We start from the raw sequence: 20,473 nt of genomic DNA on the forward strand, positions 1-20,473 counted from the left end.
CTGAAATGGTTGTGCGAATTTCCACCCCGCAGATCTTCAATTCGAATATCGACAACTACAACCGCGGCTATGCCAGCCTGGCCAAGCTGCAGGAGCAGATCTCCAGCGGCACGCGCATCCAGACCCCGGCGGACGACCCTGTCGGCGCTGCGCGTCTGCTGCAGCTGGAACAGCAGCAGGCGCTGCTGACGCAGTACAGCGGCAACATGACGTCCGCGACCAACAGCCTGAACCAGGAGCAGAGCGTCCTCGACTCCATCACCACTGCCCTGCAGCGCGCCCGCGAACTGACGCTGCGCGCCGGCGACGGCTCACTGAGCGACGAGGACCGTGGCGCGGTCAGCGATGAACTGGGCGAGATCCAGAATCAGCTGCTGACCCTGATGAACAGCAAGGACGCCAGCGGCAACTACCTGTTCTCCGGCAGCAAGAGCACCGTGCAGCCCTTCGTGCAGAACGCCGATGGCAGCTTCAGCTACCAGGGTGACCAGAGCACCCTCAAGCTGCAAATCTCCGACAACCTGACGATGTCGACCAACGACAACGGCTGGAGCATCTTCGAGATGGCGGCCAATGCCAGCCGGACCACCAGTTCCCTGGCCAGCAACCCCAATGCCGATGGTGTGCAGCGTGCGTTCCTGTCCCAGGGCACGGTGACCAGTGACAGCAGCTACAGCGCGAGCTTCCGCGACGGTGCGCCTTACACCCTGAACGTGCTCAGCGGCACGCAGTACCAGATCCTCGACAAGGACGGCAACGACGTCACCAGCGACGCCACCACCAATGGCACCTATGACGCGACCTCCACCGACAGCAACGCCATCAACTTCCGCGGCGCGCAGTTCCAGCTCGATGTCTCGCTGCAGAAGACCGATGACGCCAGCACCATGGACAGCCTGGTGGGCGGCTACAGCTTCAGCTTCGGAGCGGCGACCGACACCCTGTCGGTCAAGCGCAGCGCCACCAACACGTCGACGGCACAGATCACCTCCGCGACAGTGAGCAACAGCACCAACTACACCACGCAGTTCCCCAGCAGTGGCGTGCAGCTCAAGTTCACCAGCGCCACCGCCTACGAGGTCTACGCGCTGCCCACCAGCCAGGGCGCGACGCCGCTGTCCACCGGGACGGTGGGCGCGACCTTCCCGCAGACGGTGACCGTGGCCGGCGTGGACATGACCATCAGCGCCGCCCCGGCGACCGGTGACCAGTTCTCCGTCACCGCCAGCTCTCCGGAGCGGCAGAACATCCTCAATACCATCGGCGACCTGCGCAAGGCGCTGGACACCTCCACCGCCAACAACCCGCAGGCGCAGCTGACCATCCGCAACATGGTGGCCAGCGCGATCACCAACCTCGACAAGGCCAGCGACCAGGTGCTGGCGACCCAGTCGTCGATTGGTGCGCGGCTCAATACCATCGATGTGCTCGACCAGGAAAACCAGAGCCTGGCGCTGACCAACACCACCACGCAGTCGTCGATCCGCGACACCGACATGGCCGCGGCGACCTCGCAGCTGGTCCTGCAGCAGACCATGCTCGAGGCGGCCCAGGCGGCGTTCGCGCGGATCAGCCAGCTGAGCCTGTTCAACAAACTCTGATTCATCCGGCTCGCCGCTCGACGGCGGGCCCCACCTCGGAAGAAACGTACATGGGCGATATCAATTTCAGTTCCAAGGGCCGCCAACTGATTGAGCTGTACGGGCAGATGGCCCGCGAAGGCTATGAGCGCAGCGACGAGCAGCACGTGGAAGTCGCCTTCAGCGATTTCGAATTGCGCCCGTTCCGTCCGCAGATTCGCGAGATCATGCAGAGCCATGGCGTGCGCAGCGTCCTCGACTACGGTTGCGGCGGGTCTGACTGGAATCTTGCCGGATTCGATGACAACGGCCAGTCCGCGGTGCAGTACTTCAACCTCGACGCGGCCTATCGTTATGAGCCGGCGCGCGGCATCGACGAGCGCCAGAAGGTCGACTGCGTGGTGTCCTTCGACGTGATGGAGCACATCTTCGTTGCCGATGTGCCGAGTGTGCTGCGTGACCTGTATTCCTGCGCGACCAAGCTGGTGATCCTCAACGTCGCCTGCTACTCGGCGGCGGCGCTGCTTCCCAATGGCGAGAACGCCCACATCACCGTGCGTCAGCCGATGTGGTGGAAAGGCATGGTCGACTGCATCACCCCGGAGTTCCCCGGTATCACGACCTGCCTGATCTGCTCCACGGGCTGGCGCCAGGCTACCGCCTTCCCGCAGTGGAGCGGTGACCAGTGGCAGGCCAGCGAGACTTTTGTCATCGCTAACTGAGCCGCCACCGACGCCCACGATAAAGCCTCCCGCGCGGAGGCTTTCTTGTTCGTGCGCAATGGGCAGGGGCAGACCTGTCCAGCCAGCCGAAGCGCTTTCCCTGTAGGAGCCAGGCCATGCCCGCGATCGCGCGCATGGCGCGCTCTTGCAGGTTGGCGTAGCTGCGAATGAGCTCGCTCCTGCGAGGAGCCCAAGAAAAAGCCCGGCAAAAGCCGGGCTTTTTTCGTTGCCGAGATCTGTCAGTCCAGGCGCTTGAACACGCAGAAGCCGCGCTGGTGGATACCGTCGTCGATCAGCTGGCCCTGGTACAGCAGGAAGAACCCCTGCTCGTAGAAGTGGCGCATGTTGGCGAAGAAACGAGTGTCGTTCATCCGCATGTCGTTGCTTTCGATGACCACGATGCCGCCCGGGGTGAGAAGGTTCTTGAGGTCGGCAACGTAGTCGGGCATCGGCTTGCCGATCCAGACGTGTACGGCGAAGGAGAAGATCACGTCGAACAGACCTGGCTCGCTGGCGCGCAGGTCTTCATAGGTGCAGGTGCGGAACTCGCAGTTCTCCACCTTGTGATGCTGCGCCAGGCGGTCGGCGATACGGATCAGCGAGTCGTTGTTGTCGAAGCCCAGATAGCTGTCGACCTGCTGCGCCACTTCGATGCCGAAGCAGCCGATGTTGCAGCCGATATCCAGCACGCGGTCGGTGGGCGAGAGCCATTTTTCCAGCGCGTAGCGCTCCATGCGCAGGAGGGTAGGGCGTACGCCCGGCAGATCCCAGCCTTCGTGGCCCTGGTACAGTTCCTTGTTGGCGCCAAAGACCTGCGACTGAGAGAAGAAGTCTTCATAGACCCCCAGCTTGCAGTCGCGCCAGGTGTCATCTTCCGCTTCGCTGCCGGGGCTGCGCAGGTAGCACAGTACTTCGGCGCCATCTTCCAGTTGCAGTTGCTGGCGCAGGTTCTGCTCGGCGAAGACTTCGAGTACGTCCGCCTGCGACGGCACGGCCGCACGTCGAATCAGCACTGGTGCGTGGCGGCCCTGATACTGCAGGTAGCCCTGGTAGTACCAGTAGCCCATGCGGATGTAGGGCACCTGCTGATAGGGCGGGGCGTAGACGATGCCGCTGCCCGACTCGAAGAACAGCGGAGCGATCTTGCGCACCATCTCCAGCGGGTTGAACAGCGCCTGCAGGTTCAGGGTGCCGGCCTCGATGGTCTGCCAGCCGGTGACATTGAGCAGGCTTTCGCGCTGGCTCGGGTTCTGCTCCATGATCGCCTTGGCGCCGGGCGGGCCGTCTGCCGAGCGGCTGGAACGGGCGAAAACGCGAGCCCGGCCGAACAGGCTGGTGGACTGCGGCGCGCGCTTGCCCTGCAGCAGCTCGAGCTGCGTGAGCAGGTCGGCGGTATCGGCGTTGGCCTGGTAGGTGGAAAGGCTGGCCAGCCAGTGATAGGCCTCTTCGAGGTGGCCCTGGTAGAGCGCCAGCGTCGCCAGGGTATTGCGTACGTCATGATCCTCCGGCTGCAGCTGGATGGCCTGGAGCAGGAACTCATGGGCCTCGTCGTGCTTGCCGTCGCGTACCAGCAGGCGGCCCAGCAGGCTGTTCACCGCAGCATTGTCCGGAACCGCCTGCAGCACCAGGCGCAAGTGCTCGGCGGCTTCGTCACCGCTGCCGCGCTGCTCAGTCAGGGCCACAGCCAGGGTCAGGCGCAGTGGCAGCTCGTCGGGGTACTCCTGGAGCAGGTCGCGGTAGGCATCGATGCTGGCCGCGGCTTGCCCGCTGCTCTGCAGTTGCTGGGCATGGGCAAAGCGTTGTTCGTAGCTAGTGGACATGAGTTCCTCCGCAGGCGCGGTATCGGGCAGTTCGGGAAAGAGTGAGGGGCGGTCGCTCAGACCATGCCGTTGGTCTGCAGGTGTTGTATGGCGCGCTCGAGGGCGCCGCTCCACTGGCCGACTTCACGGTTGCGAATCAGGTGGACACTGGGATACCAGTAGCTGGGGCCTTCATTCAGACCCCAGCGCCAGTTCGGGTTGATCTGCAGCAGGACGACGGTGGGCGTGCCCAGTGCGCCGGCCAGGTGGACAGTGGTGTTGTCGACGCTGATCACCAGGTCCAGCGCGGCGATCTGCGCCGCCTGGGCGTCGAGATCGATCAGCGGGTCGATGCTGGCATCGTCATGGATGTGCAGGTCGAGCGAAGCGGCTTCCTCGCGGTCCCTGGCGGTGTCGCCATATTGCAGGTTGATCAGCTGGATGCCGGGCAGGTCCTTCAGCGCCGCCAGTTCAGTCATGCGGATACGCCGGTTCTGTTTCTGGTTGCCGATGCTGTTGCCGCCGCGCCAGGAAACGCCAACCAGGCGCTTGCCGGGGAACAGTCGTTGATACTCCGCGCGCAGCTGCTCGCTGCGTTGCGGGTCGGCCCGCAGGAAACTGACCTGGTCGGGGAAGTGCGCGAGGGACGGGCGCAGCTGCAGGCCCAGGCTGCCCATGGGGATCTGGAAATCGGTCGCTGGCCAGCCGAGCTTGATGACCTCGCGGCCGTTCTCCTGCACTGGAACGCGGCTGCGCTGGATCAGTTCGACGTCGGGGAAGCTGCGCTGGAGCAGGGGGACCAGGCGGGTTTCCACTTCGTACTTGAGCTTGCCGCCGCGCTGGATGAGCGAAGGCAGCATGCTGGAGAACATGATCTGGTCGCCGATACCCTGTTCACGCCACACCAGCAGCGAGCGGCCCGCCAGCGCTTCGCCCTGCCAGCGGGGCAGGGGGAAGTCCACATGCTGGTCCTTCAGCGCCGTGCCCCAGCGCCACTCGTAATGGCGCCAGCCGCTTTCGAATTCGCCCAGGCGCAGCATCAGGTGCGACAGGTTGTTATGGGTTTCGTCGTTGGTCGGGTCCAGCTTCAGCACGCGGCTGTAGTCATGGAAGGCTTCGCGGTAGCGGCCGAGCATTTCCTGGGCGACCGCGAGGTTGAACATCAGCGGTTCGCAGGTGGGGTCGAGTTCCAGGCCCGCCTGGCAGGCGGCGACGCTGTCGTGAGTGCGGCCGGTATAGAGGTAGACCTGCGCCATCATGTGCAGTGCCAGCAACTGGCCGTCCTTGGGCAGCGCCCCGGCGAGCAGGCCGAGCAGGAGGTGCTCGGCGTCCTCGAAGCGCTCGGCCCGATTGAGGTTCTCGAAATACAGGCGCAGGCGCCAGAAATTCGGCTTGGCGTCATACCAGGCCTTCGCACGATCCACATCACCGGTGTACAGGGGGGACTTGGCCATGCGCCCGAACAGCAGGCTGTCTATGTGGTCGTTCTGCGGATACGTCAGCGCTTTTTCGAAATGGCCGGATGCGCGCTGTTGATCACCACAGTCCCAGTAGAGGACGCCGAGCTGAGCCTGGCCCAGGGGGAGATCGGGCTTCTCCTGAACCAGCTCTTCATAGAGTGCGATCTGCCGGGGAATGTCGTGCCGGTCCTCGGCAATCCTCAGGGCATCGACGATACGCTGGAGTTTCTGGCGAGTTGCGTTGTGCATAGTGAGACGGGGCCTGTAGCGTGTGGTGGCGCAAATTTGACGTCGTGGGAGCTACCAGCAAGAACGGGGCCAGCCGCGGAATTTCGAGGGAATGAAAAGAAATTTGAAAAAAGGGCTAAAGCGATTGACGAAGACGACGATAACCCTAACGAAGGTTCTCCACGCCATTTCGGATCTGATAGCGGCAAGGAGAGGCCACCTAGCCCTAATACGAGGAATTCGTCATGGCTCTTACCGTTAATACCAACATCGCCTCGCTGTCGGTTCAAAAGAACCTGACCAAGGCCTCCAACTCCCTGACCACTTCGATGACCCGTCTGTCCACCGGCCTGCGTATCAACAGCGCCAAGGACGACGCCGCCGGCTCGCAGATCTCCAACCGTCTGACCAGCCAGGTCAAAGGCCTCGACGTGGCTGTGAAGAACGCCCAGGACGCCAACTCCATCGCCCAGGCCGCCGAAGGCGCCCTGCAGGAGTCCACCAACATCCTGCAGCGTATGCGTGAACTGTCCCTGCAGTCCGCCAACGGCTCCAACAGCACCGAAGACCAGGCGTCGCTGAACCAGGAGTTCAAGTCGCTGACCGCTGAACTGACCCGTATCTCCCAGACCACCACCTTCGGTGGCGGCACCTCCGGCATCAAGCTGCTCGACGGCACCGCCGGCGGCACCGGTACCCTGACCTTCCAGGTCGGCGCCAACGCCAACGAAACCGTGAGCTTCACCCTGGGCGACATGAGCGCCTCGGCTCTGAAAGGCACCTCGGTCCTGGCCACCGAAACCGGTACTGCTGCGATCACTGCTGACACCAACGGCAGTGGCGGCACCGTGGCGACTGCGAGCTCGCTGACCATCAACGGCACCACCGTGAACATCGCCAAGGGCGCCAGCGCCAACGACATCGCCGCCGCGATCAACACCAACATCACCGGCGTGTCGGCCAACGTCAACGCTTCCGGCAAGCTGATCCTGACCTCCGGCAAGGACATCGACGTCACCACTGGCGCAGCCAGCAACGACATCGCCACCACCCTGGGCCTGGCTGCCGCGACTGCCGTCACCTCCTACAGCAGCGTCGACAAGCTGGACATCTCCGATGCCACCAATTCGCAGAAGGCCACTCAGGTGATCGATGCGGCGCTGAAGCAGATCGACACCCAGCGTTCCGCACTGGGCGCCATCCAGAACCGTCTGGACAGCACCATCTCCAACCTGCAGAACGTCTCCGAGAATGCCACCGCTGCACGCAGCACCATCCAGGACGTAGACTTCGCCGCAGAAACGGCGCAGATGACCAAGCAGCAGACCCTGCAACAGGCCGCCACCGCGGTACTGGCCCAGGCCAACCAGCTGCCGTCCGCTGTCCTGAAGCTGCTCCAGTAAGGGATTGCCGAAAGGCTATAAACGGAAGGAAGGGCGCCCAGCGCCCTTTCTTGCTTTGCGTGTGGAGGGTGAAACCTGATGGATACCAGCCTCGGAATCAACACCCTGCGACCGGCCGACAACGCCGCCGCGGGCAGCAAGCCGGCCAGCGGCAACAGCTTGCCGCAGAGCGCCAAGGAGTCGCCGGCCAATAACCGGCGCAGCCTGAACGAAGCCGTCAGCCGGCTGCGTGAACAGGCTCAGTCGGTGCAGCGCAACCTGGAATTCTCGGTCGATGACGCCAGTGGCGAAACCGTCGTGAAGGTTGTGGCCTCGGATACTGGCGAGGTTATTCGGCAGATTCCTTCGGAAGTTGCACTCAAGTTGGCAGAAAGCCTGAAGGAAGCGGGTAATCTGCTGTTCAGCGAACGTGCCTGATCTCAGATTGCGAAAGATCTGGCGCGATTCTTGAATGAAGCGTTGATAGACGCAGGCGGTAGAGTCAATTCCGCCAGAAATTTGGACAGGAGGGTAGGCAAATGGCCGGGACTTCGATCAATGGTGTGGGGTCGGGATACGACATCGACTCCATCGTGACTTCGCTGGTGAACGCGCAGAAGGCGCCGAAACAGAGTCAGATCACCAATCAGAAGACCGCGACCAATACCACGCTCTCCGGTATCGGTTCGCTCAAGAGCGCCCTGTCGACCTTCCAGACAGCGCTGAGCAAACTCAACGACTCCAGCTCCAATTCCTTTGCCGGTCTGGCGGTGAAAAGCTCCAACACCGATGCTCTGACTGCCACCCTGGGTACCGGGGCTGCAGCGGGTACGTACAAGATCGAGGTGAAGAACCTGGCCACCAGCTCCAAGGTGGCAACGCAGTACATCGACAAGGCGGCCACCTTCGGCGCGGGCACCCTGAGCATCTCTCAGGGCAGCAGCACCTATAAGGTCAGCGTCGCCGCCGGCGCGAGCCTGTCGGACATCCGTGACAGCATCAACAGCCAGCTCAAGTCCAGCGGTCTCACCGCGAACATCATCACCGACTCCAACGGGCCCCGCCTGGTGCTGGGTTCCAGCGTCACCGGTTCTGGCAGCGACATCAGCATCGCCACCACCGGGGATTCGAGTCTGGGTGTGCTCAAGATCGACGGCGCCGGCACCAAGGCCTCCGCCACGACCGGCGGTTATGTCGACGAGCCGGCGAAGAACGCCAGCTACACCATCGACGGCCTGGAAATGAGCAGCTCGGTGAACAAGATCACCAGCGCCATCAGTGGCGTCGAATTCGATCTGGTCGACGAGGGCAAGTCCACCGTCACGGTGGATACCAACACCGATGGCCTGAAGACCTCGGTCCAGTCTTTCGTCGATGCCTACAACGCGTTGATGACCTCGATCAATTCGCTGACCAAGATCACCAACACCACTGACGCCGACGGCAATCCGACCACCTCGGCGGCCTCGCTGGCCAGTGACGCCATGACGCGTACGCTGCTAAATACCATGCGCAGCGAGCTGGTCGGCTCCTCTACCGAAGGCGGCAGCATCAAACTGCTGTCGCAGCTGGGTATTTCGACCAAGACCGACGGTACCCTGGCAGTAGACAGCGACAAGCTGGACAAGGCGCTGGAACAGAATTTCGCCTCGGTGCAGGGCTTCTTCACCGGTTCCGGTGGACTGCTCTCGCGCATGAGCGGCAACCTCGACGCGTATACCAAGACCAATGGCCTGCTCGATCAGCGCACTTCGGCGCTGAACGGCACCCTCAGCGACCTGGCGGATCAGCAGACCAAGCTGACCGATCGCATGGACAAGCTGACTACCACGCTCATGGCCAAGTACAACGCCATGGACTCCCTGGTCGCTCAGCTCAATGCCACCAAGTCCAGTGTGCTGACCACGCTCAACGCGCTGAACAAGTCCAGCAGCTCCGACAGCTGATGCCGCTGCCGCAGGCCGCGCCGCTCTGCGGCGGGGTCGTGCGGCAGTACGCCAGTGCTGAATTTCGCCTAAAGGTTTTTTCGCCAGCGCCGATATCCTGAATATCAACGATTTGATCGTTCGGCGAATCAAGGGGATATCAGATGAACGCTTCGGCAGCCATGCGTCAGTACCAGAACGTGAACAACCAGTCTCAGGTGCACGACGCCTCTCCCCATCGTCTGATCCAGATGCTGATGGAGGGTGGCCTGAGCCGCATCGCCCAGGCTCGCGGCTCGATGGAGCGTGCGCAGTACGCGCAGAAAGGTATCCTGATCGGCAAGGCCACCGGGATTCTCGCCGGTCTGCGCGAAGCGCTGAATTTCGAAGCCGGTGGTGAGCTGGCCGAAAACTATGCCAACCTGTACGACTACATGAGCCGTCGCCTGGGCGAGGCCAACCGCAGCAATGACCTGGAAGTCCTCGACGAGGTGTCGGGCCTGCTGCGTACCATCAAGGAAGGCTGGGACGCGATTGCGCAGTGATCGCAGCTCGCCAGGAGATACCGAACATGACTCTCGCCGTCCAGCAGATCGAACAGACCCGCCTCGCTTTGGGAGCCGCGCTTGCCCAGGAAGACTGGGAAGCCGTCGCCCAACTCGACCTCCAGTGTCGCGAGCATGTCGACGCCGCTATGGTCGAGCCGATGGACGATGACAGTGATCTCAAGCGCAGCCTCGAAGGGTTGCTGGCGCTGTACCGCGAGCTGGTCCAGGCCGTCACCCGGCAGCGTGAAGAAGTGGCCACCGAGATCGTCCGCGTCAACCGTTCGCACCAGGGCGCCAAGGTTTACCAGATGTTCGGCTGATCCATTCGGATCGGCTCTCTTTCGGCGGTGATCGGCCAAGTGCCGGTGGCCGCCGCCTCCGCTTCGAACTACGCTCCATTTCAATTGCCATGACGGGGATCAACACCCTTCGTCGGGCCGCACCAAAAAAAACACGCCATAAATTTGACTCGAGCCACAATTTTGACTTAACTAGTGGCCAAATGCTGGCTAGCACGAGGAAATTGTGCTGTGGCCAGGTCGTGTCAGCCGCCGTAGTACGGCCTTCAAGCCCGGGATGACAAGCTAAGATGTGGCGCGAAACGAAAATCCTCGTGATCGATGACAACCAGGACCGTTGCCGGGACCTCTCGGTGATCATCAGCTTCCTGGGTGAAGACCAACTGTCCTGCAGCAGCCGCGACTGGCGCCAGGTCGTCGACCCGCTTCCCAATGGCAGCCGTGACGTGCTCTGCGTACTGGTCGGCGCCGTGGAGAGCAAGGGCGGGGCGCTGGAGCTGCTCAAGCAGCTCGCGTCCTGGGACGAGTACCTGCCGGTCCTGCTGATGGGCGAACCGGTACCCAACGAATGGCCCGAGGAGCTGCGCCGCCGCGTGCTGGCCAGCCTCGAGATGCCGCCCAGCTACAACAAGCTGCTCGATTCCCTGCACCGCGCCCAGGTCTACCGCGAGATGTATGACCAGGCCCGCGAGCGCGGTCGCCAGCGCGAGCCCAACCTGTTCCGCAGCCTGGTGGGCACCAGCCGTGCCATCCAGCAGGTGCGGCAGATGATGCAGCAGGTCGCCGATACCGACGCCAGCGTGCTGATACTCGGCGAGTCCGGCACCGGCAAGGAAGTGGTGGCGCGCAACCTGCATTACCACTCCAAGCGCCGCGACGCGCCCTTCGTGCCGGTCAACTGCGGTGCGATCCCGGCGGAGCTGCTGGAAAGCGAACTGTTCGGTCACGAGAAGGGCGCCTTCACCGGCGCCATCACCACCCGTGCCGGGCGCTTCGAGCTGGCCAACGGCGGCACCCTGTTCCTCGACGAGATCGGCGACATGCCGCTGCCGATGCAGGTCAAGCTGCTGCGCGTGCTGCAGGAGCGCACCTTCGAGCGCGTGGGCAGCAACAAGACGCAGAACGTGGACGTGCGCATCATCGCCGCGACCCACAAGAACCTCGAGAAGATGATCGAGGACGGCAGCTTCCGCGAAGACCTCTACTACCGCCTCAACGTCTTCCCCATTGAGATGGCCCCGCTGCGCGAGCGCGTCGAGGACATCCCGCTGCTGATGAATGAGCTGATCTCGCGCATGGAGCACGAGAAGCGCGGTTCGATCCGCTTCAACTCCGCCGCCATCATGTCGCTCTGCCGCCACGACTGGCCGGGCAACGTGCGTGAGCTGGCGAACCTCGTCGAGCGCCTGGCGATCATGCACCCCTATGGCGTGATCGGCGTGGGCGAGCTGCCGAAGAAATTCCGTCACGTCGACGACGAAGACGAGCAGCTGGCGACCAGCCTGCGCGAAGAGCTTGAAGAACGCGCGGCGATCACCGCCGGGCTGCCGGGCCTCGACTCGCCGGCCATGCTGCCGGCCGAGGGCATCGACCTGAAGGACTACCTCGCCAACCTCGAGCAGGGGCTGATCCAGCAGGCGCTGGATGACGCCAGTGGCGTCGTCGCCCGCGCCGCCGAACGCCTGCGCATCCGCCGCACCACCCTGGTGGAGAAAATGCGCAAGTACGGCATGAGCCGCCGTGAAGAGGAAATGGCGGAGGATTGACGCCTTCGCCTGACTCGTTTTTTCAAGTCATTGAAATATAACGAGTAAATTTTAGGCACGGGGTTTGCTAAGACTCATCCGACCGACAGATTCACGCCGTCGGACGGATGAGGAAAACCCGCATGATGCCCGCCACCAATCGCCAGACTGAACTTGCTCCCCAACTGCCGGCAGAAGCGCTGCAGGTGCCGGTGGAGCAGCAGAGCCGCGCCCATCTGGAGCAGACCTTCGAGCTGTTCAGCCAGATGTCCAGCCAGCTCAACCAGTCCTACAGCCTGCTGGAAGCCCGCGTCACCGAGCTGAAGGGCGAACTCGCCCTGGTCAGCGCGCAGCGCATGCAGGAGCTGGCGGAGAAGGAGCGTCAGGCCAACCGCCTGCAGAGCCTGCTCGATGTGTTGCCTGGTGGCGTGATCATGATCGACGGTCAGGGCGTGGTGCGCGACGCCAATCCGGTGGCGGTCGCGCTGCTCGGCAAACCGCTGGTGGGCATGCTCTGGCGTGAAGTCATCGCCCGCAGCTTCGCCCCGCGTGCCGACGATGGCCACGAAGTTTCCCTGCGCGATGGCCGCCGCGTGTCCATCGCCATCCGCCCGCTGAACGGCGAGCCCGGCCAGCTCATCCTGCTCAATGACCTGACGGAAACCCGTCGCCTGCAGGACCAGCTCGCCCGCCACGAGCGCCTATCCGCCCTGGGCCGCATGGTCGCCTCCCTGGCCCACCAGATTCGCACTCCGCTGTCCGCCGCCATGCTCTATGCCGGTCATCTGAGCGAGGGCGAGCTGCCGGTCGAGCATCAGCAGCGCTTCGCCGGGCGCATCAAGGAGCGCCTGCACGAGTTGGAAAGCCAGGTGCGCGACATGCTGGTGTTCGCCCGCGGCGAGCTGCCCCTGCCGGATCGCCTCGCGCCCAACCAGTTGTTTGCCAGCCTGCGCGCCGCCGCCGAATCCCACGTCGCCGGCCTCAACCTGCGCTGGCAGTGCGACGCTCGCGTCGGCGAGCTGCTGTGCAATCGCGACACCCTGGTCGGCACTGTGCTCAACCTGGTGGAGAACGCCATCCAGGCCGCCGGCCGCGATGTGCGCCTGAAGGTGCACCTGTACCAGCGCGGCAACAGCCTGCGCCTGTCGATCAGCGACAACGGCCCGGGCATGAGCGCGGAAACCCTGGCGCGCCTGGGCGAGCCTTTCTTCACCACCAAGACCACCGGCACCGGCCTCGGCCTGGCCGTGGTGAAAGCCGTCGCCAAGGCCCACCAGGGTGAGCTGCGCCTGCGCTCGCGTCCCGGTGTCGGTACCTGCGCCACCCTGATCCTTCCGCTGATCCTGGCTCAACCCGTCGTCCACGAGGAGTGATTTCCATGGCCGCCAAAGTCCTGCTGGTCGAAGACGACCGCGCCCTTCGTGAAGCCCTCTCCGATACCCTCTCGCTCGGCGGGCACGACTTCGTCGCCGTCGACTGTGCCGAGGCCGCTCTGCCGGCGCTGGAGAAGGACAACTTCAGTCTGGTGATCAGCGACGTGAACATGCCCGGCATGGACGGGCATCAGTTGCTCGGCCTGATCCGCAAGCGCCATCCGCAACTGCCGGTGCTGCTGATGACTGCCTACGGCGCCGTTGACCGCGCGGTGGACGCCATGCGCCAGGGCGCGGCCGATTATCTGGTCAAGCCGTTCGAGCCGCGTGCATTGCTGGAGCTGGTGGCTCGTCATGCGCTGGGTGCCGTACCCAGCAGCGTCGGCGAAGGTCCGGTGGCCCTGGAACCGGCCAGCCTGCAATTGCTCGAGCTGGCTGCGCGTGTTGCGCGCAGCGATTCCACCGTGCTGATTTCCGGCGAGTCCGGTACCGGCAAGGAAGTCCTGGCGCAGTACATCCATCAGCAGTCGCCGCGTGTCGGCAAACCCTTCGTCGCGATCAACTGCGCGGCGATCCCGGACAACATGCTCGAGGCCACCCTGTTCGGCCACGAGAAGGGCGCCTTCACCGGCGCCATTGCCGCCCAGCCGGGCAAGTTCGAACTGGCCGACGGCGGCACCATCCTGCTCGACGAAATCTCCGAAATGCCGCTGGCCCTGCAGGCCAAGCTGCTGCGTGTGCTGCAGGAGCGGGAAGTGGAGCGCGTCGGTGCGCGCAAGCCGATCAGCCTCGACATCCGCGTGCTCGCCACCACCAACCGCGACCTGCTGGGTGAAGTGGCTGCCGGGCGTTTCCGCGAAGACCTCTACTATCGCCTGTCGGTCTTTCCGCTGGCCTGGCGCCCACTGCGCGAGCGTCCCGCCGATATCCTGCCGCTGGCCGAACGCCTGCTGGCCAAGTACGCCCGCAAGATGAATCACGCACCGGTCACTCTGGCCGACGACGCCCGCGCCGCTTTGCTGGCACATCCCTGGCCGGGCAACGTGCGCGAGTTGGACAACGCCATCCAGCGCTCTTTGATCCTGCAGCAGGGCGGGCAGGTGCAGGCCGCAGACCTCTGTCTGACCGCGCCTATCGGACTGGCTCCGCGCCCGGTGCTGACAGCGGTGCCGGCGACACCTGCGCCGCAGGCTCCGGCTGGTGTCGAAATTCCGTCACCGACTTCCACCGAAGCCGGGCAACTGGGTGAGGACCTCAAGCGCCGCGAGTTCCAGATGATCATCGACACCTTGCGCAGTGAGCGCGGCCGCCGCAAGGAGGCCGCCGAGCGTCTGGGTATCAGCCCGCGCACTCTGCGTTACAAGCTCGCGCAGATGCGCGACGCCGGCATGGACGTGGAGGCTTATCTCTACGCCAGTTGAGCCCCTGACAGGCAACCCCTCCTGGCCCGCATTCGTGCGGGCCTTTTCTTGGTTGGACTCGGCTTTTTCGCTGGCATGTTGACGCCGCGCCCGACTGCACTTCTCAAGAGATTCGCTGAGCTTTCTTCCTGGTCTATCGATAGGAGGAGAGTGCCGTGGAAGAGGTGGAATTCGCGCGTCAGTTGCGGCGGCGGCAAACCGACGCTGAGTCCAGGTTGTGGGGATATCTGCGGGATCGCAGATTCCTCGGTTTGAAGTTCAGGCGTCAGGTGCCGAGTGGCCGGTATGTGCTGGACTTCTATTGCCATGAGCTGCGGATGGCGGTGGAGCTCGATGGTGGCCAGCATCTGGAGTCTGCGTACGACATTGAGCGCGATGCCTGGCTGGTGGAGCAGGGGATTCGCGTCGTTCGGTTCTGGAACCATGATGTGCTGGCGCGCACGGACGTCGTGCTGGAGGCGCTTCGATTGACGGTCGAGTCCGGCGCGGGGTGAGGGGCCTTTGCCACCGCCCCAAAGGACTCAGCCAGGAGCGCCTGAACAGAAGTCCCTGAATCCCCATCCCAGAGCCATCCTGCGCATTTTTCCTACGCCCTAAGAAACTGGCACCCAAGTTGCAATCACCTCTGCAAAGCGCTGCGCAGTGTCAAAAAACCGCGGCCAGTCGGAGGGGTAAGTGATGAGTCAGGGTATCGAGTTCAATCGTCTGCTGCTGGAAATGCGCTCCATGCAAATGGAGGCCATGGCCAAGGCGAAGACGCAGGCCGCACCGGCCGAGCCGGGGGCGCCAAGCTTCTCGCAGATGCTCGGGCAGGCCGTGGACAAGGTGAACGGTACCCAGCAGGTCGCCTCCGACATGGCGAACGCGTTCGAGATGGGGCAGAGCGGTGTCGATCTCACCCAGGTGATGATTGCCTCCCAGAAGGCCAGTGTTTCTTTCCAGGCGATGACCCAGGTACGCAACAAGCTCGTCCAGGCGTACCAGGACATCATGCAGATGCCGGTTTGAGCGGCGAGGATCGTAGGTAATGTCCCAAGCCTCCGTTGTTGAAAGTCAGGTTCCGGCCAAGGTCGGCGCTGACGCGCCGAAAAAGCCGCTGCTCGGCCTGACTTTCCTCGAGAACCTCGCGGACATGCCGGTGCTGCGTCAGGTCGGCCTGCTAGTCGGTCTCGCCGCGAGCATCGCCATCGGTTTCGGCATGGTCCTGTGGTCGCAGCAGCCGGACTACAAGCCGCTGTACGGCAGCCTCAACGGCGTCGACGCCAACAAGGTGGTCGAAGCGCTGTCCGCCGCCGACATCGGCTACAAGATCGAGCCCAACTCCGGCGCGCTGCTGGTGAAGGCCGACGACCTGGGCCGTGCACGCATGAAAGTCGCCGGTGCCGGCCTGGCTCCGACCGACAGCAACGTCGGCTTCGAGATCCTCGACAAGGAACAGGCGCTGGGCACCAGCCAGTTCATGGAAGCGACCAACTACCGTCGCGGCCTGGAAGGCGAGCTGGCGCGTACCGTCTCCAGCCTGAATAACGTCAAGGGCGCCCGTGTGCACCTGGCGATCCCCAAGAGCTCGGTGTTCGTCCGTGACGACCGCAAGCCCAGCGCCTCGGTGCTGGTCGAGTTGTACCCGGGCCGCACCCTGGAGCCGAGCCAGGTGCTGGCCATCGTCAACCTGGTCGCCACCAGCGTGCCGGAACTGGACAAATCCCAGGTCACCGTGGTCGACCAGAAGGGCAACCTGCTCTCCGACCAGCAGGAGCTCTCCGAGCTGACCATGGCCGGCAAGCAGTTCGACTTCACCCGACGCATGGAAACCAACTTCACCCAGCGCGTGCACAGCATCCTCGCGCCGGTGCTGGGTAGCGGCCGCTACAAGGCCGAGGTGTCGGCGGACGTCGACTTCAGCGCGGTGGAATCCACCTCGGAGTCGTTCAATCCGGACCAGCCGGCCCTGCGCAGCGAGCAGAGCAACAACGAGGAACGGCAGAACAGCAACGGCCCGCAGGGCGTGCCGGGTGCGCTGTCGAACCAGCCTCCGGGCCCGTCCAGCGCGCCGCAGACCACTGCACAGAACAAGCCGGCGGACTTCGTCGCGCCGGGCCAGCCGCTGAAGGACGCCAACGGCCAGCCGATCATCGACCCGAAGACCGGCAAGCCGGAACTGGCGCCGTACCCGACCGACAAGCGCCAGCAGAACACCCGCAACTACGAGCTGGATCGCTCGGTGAGCTACACCAAGCAGCAGCAGGGTCGCCTGCGCCGGCTTTCCGTCGCGGTGGTGCTGGATGACCGCATGATCGCCGATCCGAAGACCGGCGAAGTCAGCCACCAGCCCTGGACCGCCGATGAGCTGGGTCGTTTCACCCGCCTGGTGCAGGACGCGGTAGGCTATGACGCCAGCCGTGGCGACAGCGTCAGCGTGATCAACGCGCCGTTCGCCCCGGAACTTGGCGATGAAATTGCATCGCCGCCGTTCTACTCCCAGCCGTGGTTCTGGGACGTGGTCAAGCAGGTGCTGGGCATCGTCTTCATCCTGGTGCTGGTGCTGGGCGTGCTGCGCCCGGTGCTGAACAACCTGTCGGGCAACAAGAGCAAGGCCCTGGTGGCCGGTGGCGCAGCAGGCGAAGGTGGCCTGGGCGAGTTGGGCGGTCTGGAGGGCGAGTTGTCCGAAGACCGCGTGAGCCTCGGTGGCCCGGCCAGCATCCTGCTGCCCAGCCCGTCCGAGGGGTACGATGCACAATTGAATGCGATCAAGACACTGGTCGCCCAGGACCCGGGGCGCGTTGCCCAGGTAGTGAAGGACTGGATCAATTCCGATGAGTGAAGCGCGCATGAACGCCAAACTGAACAAGGTCGACAAGGCTGCCATCCTCCTGCTCTCCCTGGGTGAGACCGATGCCGCGCAGGTGCTGCGCCACATGGGGCCGAAGGAAGTGCAGAAGGTCGGCGTGGCCATGGCGCAGATGCGCAACGTGCACCGTGAGCAGGTCGAGCAGGTGATGGGCGAGTTCGTCGAGATCGTCGGCGACCAGACCAGCCTGGGCGTTGGCGCCGACAGCTACATCCGCAAGATGCTCACCCAGGCCCTGGGCGAGGATAAGGCGAACAACCTCATCGACCGCATCCTGCTGGGCGGCAACACCAGCGGCCTGGACAGCCTGAAGTGGATGGAGCCGCGCGCCGTGGCCGACGTGATCCGCTACGAGCACCCGCAGATCCAGGCCATCGTGGTCGCCTACCTCGACCCGGACCAGGCCGGCGAAGTGCTCAGTCACTTCGACCACAAGGTGCGCCTGGACATCATCCTGCGCGTGTCCTCGCTCAACACCGTGCAGCCGTCCGCGCTCAAGGAACTGAACCTGATCCTGGAGAAACAGTTCGCCGGCAACGCCAACTCCACCCGCACCACGATGGGCGGCGTGAAGCGCGCGGCGGACATCATGAACTACCTCGACAGCTCGGTCGAAGGCGCGCTGATGGACGCCATCCGCGAAGTCGACGAGGACCTGTCGGGCCAGATCGAAGACCTGATGTTTGTCTTCGACAACCTCGCCGACGTCGACGACCGTGGCATCCAGGCACTGCTGCGCGAGGTGTCCTCGGACGTGCTGGTGCTGGCCCTCAAGGGCTCGGACGAGGCGATCCGCGAGAAGATCTTCCGCAACATGTCCAAGCGTGCCGCCGAACTGCTGCGCGACGACCTGGAGGCCAAGGGTCCGGTGCGCGTCAGCGAAGTGGAAGGTGCGCAGAAGGAAATCCTCACCATCGCCCGCCGTATGGCCGAGTCCGGCGAAATCGTGCTGGGTGGCAAAGGCGGCGAGGAGATGATCTGACGTGGTACCGCCGGCGAAGGATGAAGACAAACTCAGCGAATTGATCCGCGCGCGCGACGTGGCGGGCTTCGACCGCTGGTCGCTGCCCAGCTTCGACCCGGCGCGGCCGGCCCCGGAACCTGAGCCCGAACCCGAACCGGTAGTCGAGGAGCCGCCGCAGATCGAAGAGGTGCCCGAGGAAGAGGTCAAGCCGCTGACCCTCGACGAGCTCGAGGCGATTCGCCAGGAGGCCTACAACGAGGGCTTCTCCACCGGCGAAAAGGACGGCTTCCACGCCGGCCAGATCAAGGCGCGTCAGGAAGCCGACGCGGCGCTGCAACCGCGCCTGCAGAATCTCGAAACCCTGATGTCGCACCTGCTCGAGCCCATTGCCGAACAGGACCAGATGCTCGAGCAGGGCATGCTCAACCTGGTGACCCACGTGGTGCGCCAGGTGGTGCAGCGCGAGCTGGCCACCGATTCCAGTCAGATCCGCCTGGTGCTGCGCGAGGCGCTCAAGCTGCTGCCGATGGGCGCCAGCAACATCCGCATCCAGGTCAACCCGCAGGACTTCGAACTGGTGAAGGCCCTGCGCGATCGCCACGAGGAAAGCTGGAAAATCATCGAGGACGACGGCCTGCTGCCCGGCGGCTGCCGCATCGAGACCGAACATTCGCGCATCGACGCCACTGTCGAAACGCGCCTGGCCCAGGCCGTGAAGCAGCTCTTCGAGCAGCAGCGCGACCAGGCGACCCATGCCCTGGAGCCAGACCTGCACGTGAACCTCGAAGCCGATCAGGGCGGCGCCGATGCGTCTTGATCGCGTCAGCTTCGCCCGCCGCCTGCAGGGCTACAGCGACGCCGTGAGCCTGCCGACCCAGCCGGTGGTGGAAGGCCGCCTGCTGCGCATGGTCGGCCTGACGCTGGAGGCCGAGGGCCTGCAGGCCGCCGTCGGTAGCCGCTGCCAGGTGATCAACGACGGCGGTTATCACCCGGTGCAAGTGGAAGCCGAAGTAATGGGTTTCGCCGGCAGCAAGATCTACCTCATGCCGGTGGGCAGCCTCGTTGGCATCGCCCCCGGCGCTCGCGTGGTGCCGCTGCCGGACTCCGGCCGGCTGCCCATGGGCATGTCCATGCTCGGTCGTGTGCTCGACGGCGTCGGCCGCGCGCTGGACGGCAAGGGCGGCATGCGCGCCGAGGACTGGGTGCCGATGGACGGCCCGATCATCAACCCGCTGGCGCGCGACCCGATCCACGAGCCGATGGACGTCGGCATCCGCTCGATCAACTCCCTGCTCACTGTGGGCCGTGGCCAGCGCCTGGGCCTGTTCGCCGGTACCGGCGTCGGTAAATCCGTGCTGCTGGGCATGATGACCCGCTTCACCAAGGCCGACATCATCGTGGTCGGGCTGATCGGCGAACGGGGCCGCGAAGTGAAGGAATTCATCGAGCACATCCTCGGCGAGGAAGGCCTGAAGCGCTCCGTGGTCGTTGCTTCGCCGGCGGACGATGCGCCGCTGATGCGGCTGCGCGCCGCGCAGTACTGCACCCGGATCGCCGAGTACTTCCGCGACAAGGGCAAGAACGTCCTGTTGCTGATGGATTCCCTGACCCGTTACGCCCAGGCCCAGCGTGAGATCGCCCTGGCCATCGGCGAGCCGCCGGCGACCAAGGGCTATCCGCCCTCGGTGTTCGCCAAGCTGCCGCGCCTGGTCGAGCGTGCCGGCAACGGCGAGAAGGGCGGCGGTTCGATCACCGCGTTCTACACCGTGCTCAGCGAAGGCGACGACCAGCAGGACCCGATCGCCGACGCCGCGCGGGGTGTGCTCGACGGCCACTTCGTGCTGTCGCGCCGGCTGGCCGAGGAAGGCCATTACCCGGCCATCGACATCGAAGCTTCGATCAGCCGGGTGATGCCCCAGGTCACTACGCCCGAGCACATGCGTGACGCCCAGCGCTTCAAGCAGCTGTGGTCGCGCTACCAGCAGAGCCGCGACCTGATCAGCGTCGGCGCCTACGTGGCCGGCGGCGATCCGGAAACCGACCTGGCCATCCAGCGCTTCCCGATCATGCGCCAGTTCCTGCGCCAGGCCCTCGATGAGAGCCAGAACCTCGACGACAGCCGCCTGCTGCTGGATGCGGTCGTCAGCGGCAAGGCTGGCTGATGAAGCGGCCAGGAAGG

18 protein-coding genes are annotated in these 20,473 nt (G+C 64.3%); 16 read left to right on the forward strand and 2 right to left on the reverse strand.

Translation table 11 applies throughout. From position 1 onward, the window contains the following. The first annotated feature begins 5 nt into the window (after positions 1-5). Both IB256_RS04490 and IB256_RS04495 read left to right on the forward strand, forming a co-directional pair. On the forward strand, positions 6-1,601 hold the full coding sequence (locus IB256_RS04490) for a flagellar hook-associated protein 3 (protein WP_225601595.1): 1,596 nt from the start codon (positions 6-8) through the stop codon (positions 1,599-1,601). 50 nt (positions 1,602-1,651) lie between these two features. Beyond that, positions 1,652-2,302, forward strand: coding sequence for a hypothetical protein (locus IB256_RS04495; RefSeq protein ID WP_192291031.1), 651 nt, complete (start codon positions 1,652-1,654; stop codon positions 2,300-2,302). 239 nt (positions 2,303-2,541) lie between these two features. On the opposite strand, the gene IB256_RS04500 is transcribed toward IB256_RS04495, so the two are convergent. Both IB256_RS04500 and IB256_RS04505 read right to left on the reverse strand, forming a co-directional pair. Next, positions 2,542-4,122: a class I SAM-dependent methyltransferase gene (locus IB256_RS04500; RefSeq protein WP_138215101.1), complete on the reverse strand. Its 1,581-nt coding sequence runs from the start codon at positions 4,120-4,122 to the stop codon at positions 2,542-2,544. A gap of 56 nt (positions 4,123-4,178) precedes the next feature. Next, a complete protein-coding gene (locus IB256_RS04505) occupies positions 4,179-5,810 on the reverse strand; it encodes a tetratricopeptide repeat protein (protein WP_192401457.1) in 1,632 nt (543 codons plus the stop codon). A gap of 224 nt (positions 5,811-6,034) precedes the next feature. Here IB256_RS04505 and IB256_RS04510 point away from each other — a divergent pair, with 224 nt between their 5' ends. The 14 genes from IB256_RS04510 (at position 6,035) to fliI (ending at position 20,456) form a co-directional block, all read left to right on the forward strand. After that, entirely contained in the window at positions 6,035-7,192 is a 1,158-nt protein-coding gene (locus tag IB256_RS04510) for a flagellin (RefSeq protein ID WP_138215099.1), read from the forward strand. 78 nt (positions 7,193-7,270) lie between these two features. Then, entirely contained in the window at positions 7,271-7,609 is a 339-nt protein-coding gene (locus IB256_RS04515; RefSeq protein WP_138215098.1) for a flagellar protein FlaG, read from the forward strand. A 101-nt stretch (positions 7,610-7,710) separates the two neighbouring features. Continuing rightward, on the forward strand, positions 7,711-9,117 hold the full coding sequence (fliD, locus tag IB256_RS04520; RefSeq protein ID WP_192291027.1) for a flagellar filament capping protein FliD: 1,407 nt from the start codon (positions 7,711-7,713) through the stop codon (positions 9,115-9,117). 143 nt (positions 9,118-9,260) lie between these two features. Next, on the forward strand, positions 9,261-9,641 hold the full coding sequence (gene fliS / locus IB256_RS04525) for a flagellar export chaperone FliS (RefSeq protein ID WP_192291025.1): 381 nt from the start codon (positions 9,261-9,263) through the stop codon (positions 9,639-9,641). Positions 9,642-9,667: 26 nt separating this feature from the next. Beyond that, positions 9,668-9,964, forward strand: coding sequence for a flagellar protein FliT (gene fliT, locus IB256_RS04530; protein WP_045212118.1), 297 nt, complete (start codon positions 9,668-9,670; stop codon positions 9,962-9,964). 269 nt (positions 9,965-10,233) lie between these two features. Further along, on the forward strand, positions 10,234-11,709 hold the full coding sequence (locus IB256_RS04535; RefSeq protein WP_045212115.1) for a sigma-54 dependent transcriptional regulator: 1,476 nt from the start codon (positions 10,234-10,236) through the stop codon (positions 11,707-11,709). 122 nt (positions 11,710-11,831) lie between these two features. Further along, positions 11,832-13,061, forward strand: coding sequence for a sensor histidine kinase (locus IB256_RS04540; protein WP_412547951.1), 1,230 nt, complete (start codon positions 11,832-11,834; stop codon positions 13,059-13,061). 5 nt (positions 13,062-13,066) lie between these two features. After that, positions 13,067-14,482 (forward strand): sigma-54-dependent response regulator transcription factor FleR, encoded by a 1,416-nt coding sequence (gene fleR, locus IB256_RS04545; protein ID WP_192291024.1) that lies wholly within the window; start codon positions 13,067-13,069, stop codon positions 14,480-14,482. Between the two features lie 155 nt (positions 14,483-14,637). Further along, positions 14,638-14,976 carry an endonuclease domain-containing protein gene (locus IB256_RS04550; protein WP_192291022.1) on the forward strand — a complete coding sequence of 113 codons (339 nt, stop codon included), beginning with the start codon at positions 14,638-14,640 and terminating at the stop codon, positions 14,974-14,976. A 184-nt stretch (positions 14,977-15,160) separates the two neighbouring features. Beyond that, a complete protein-coding gene (gene fliE, locus IB256_RS04555) occupies positions 15,161-15,490 on the forward strand; it encodes a flagellar hook-basal body complex protein FliE (RefSeq protein ID WP_138215092.1) in 330 nt (109 codons plus the stop codon). Positions 15,491-15,509: 19 nt separating this feature from the next. Then, on the forward strand, positions 15,510-17,303 hold the full coding sequence (fliF, locus tag IB256_RS04560) for a flagellar basal-body MS-ring/collar protein FliF (protein ID WP_192401459.1): 1,794 nt from the start codon (positions 15,510-15,512) through the stop codon (positions 17,301-17,303). Then, entirely contained in the window at positions 17,296-18,312 is a 1,017-nt protein-coding gene (fliG, locus tag IB256_RS04565; RefSeq protein ID WP_045212107.1) for a flagellar motor switch protein FliG, read from the forward strand. The genes fliF and fliG overlap by 8 nt, the downstream gene beginning before the upstream one ends. Position 18,313: 1 nt before the next feature. After that, on the forward strand, positions 18,314-19,111 hold the full coding sequence (gene fliH / locus IB256_RS04570) for a flagellar assembly protein FliH (protein ID WP_151187846.1): 798 nt from the start codon (positions 18,314-18,316) through the stop codon (positions 19,109-19,111). After that, entirely contained in the window at positions 19,101-20,456 is a 1,356-nt protein-coding gene (gene fliI, locus IB256_RS04575) for a flagellar protein export ATPase FliI (RefSeq protein WP_081519278.1), read from the forward strand. The genes fliH and fliI overlap by 11 nt, the downstream gene beginning before the upstream one ends. Positions 20,457-20,473: the final 17 nt, after the last annotated feature.

Source organism: Pseudomonas sp. PDM17 (assembly GCF_014851985.1).
In the GTDB taxonomy this organism is placed as follows: domain Bacteria; phylum Pseudomonadota; class Gammaproteobacteria; order Pseudomonadales; family Pseudomonadaceae; genus Pseudomonas.

Bases quoted from the DNA above. Each gene is read 5' to 3' on its own strand.
- IB256_RS04490 (WP_225601595.1), top strand. From the start codon at position 6: ATGGTTGTGCGAATTTCCACCCCGCAGATCTTCAATTCGAATATCGAC.
- IB256_RS04495 (WP_192291031.1), top strand. From the start codon at position 1,652: ATGGGCGATATCAATTTCAGTTCCAAGGGCCGCCAACTGATTGAGCTG.
- IB256_RS04500 (WP_138215101.1), bottom strand. From the start codon at position 4,122: ATGTCCACTAGCTACGAACAACGCTTTGCCCATGCCCAGCAACTGCAG.
- IB256_RS04505 (WP_192401457.1), bottom strand. From the start codon at position 5,810: ATGCACAACGCAACTCGCCAGAAACTCCAGCGTATCGTCGATGCCCTG.
- IB256_RS04510 (WP_138215099.1), top strand. From the start codon at position 6,035: ATGGCTCTTACCGTTAATACCAACATCGCCTCGCTGTCGGTTCAAAAG.
- IB256_RS04515 (WP_138215098.1), top strand. From the start codon at position 7,271: ATGGATACCAGCCTCGGAATCAACACCCTGCGACCGGCCGACAACGCC.
- fliD (WP_192291027.1), top strand. From the start codon at position 7,711: ATGGCCGGGACTTCGATCAATGGTGTGGGGTCGGGATACGACATCGAC.
- fliS (WP_192291025.1), top strand. From the start codon at position 9,261: ATGAACGCTTCGGCAGCCATGCGTCAGTACCAGAACGTGAACAACCAG.
- fliT (WP_045212118.1), top strand. From the start codon at position 9,668: ATGACTCTCGCCGTCCAGCAGATCGAACAGACCCGCCTCGCTTTGGGA.
- IB256_RS04535 (WP_045212115.1), top strand. From the start codon at position 10,234: ATGTGGCGCGAAACGAAAATCCTCGTGATCGATGACAACCAGGACCGT.
- IB256_RS04540 (WP_412547951.1), top strand. From the start codon at position 11,832: ATGATGCCCGCCACCAATCGCCAGACTGAACTTGCTCCCCAACTGCCG.
- fleR (WP_192291024.1), top strand. From the start codon at position 13,067: ATGGCCGCCAAAGTCCTGCTGGTCGAAGACGACCGCGCCCTTCGTGAA.
- fliE (WP_138215092.1), top strand. From the start codon at position 15,161: ATGAGTCAGGGTATCGAGTTCAATCGTCTGCTGCTGGAAATGCGCTCC.
- fliF (WP_192401459.1), top strand. From the start codon at position 15,510: ATGTCCCAAGCCTCCGTTGTTGAAAGTCAGGTTCCGGCCAAGGTCGGC.
- fliG (WP_045212107.1), top strand. From the start codon at position 17,296: ATGAGTGAAGCGCGCATGAACGCCAAACTGAACAAGGTCGACAAGGCT.
- fliI (WP_081519278.1), top strand. From the start codon at position 19,101: ATGCGTCTTGATCGCGTCAGCTTCGCCCGCCGCCTGCAGGGCTACAGC.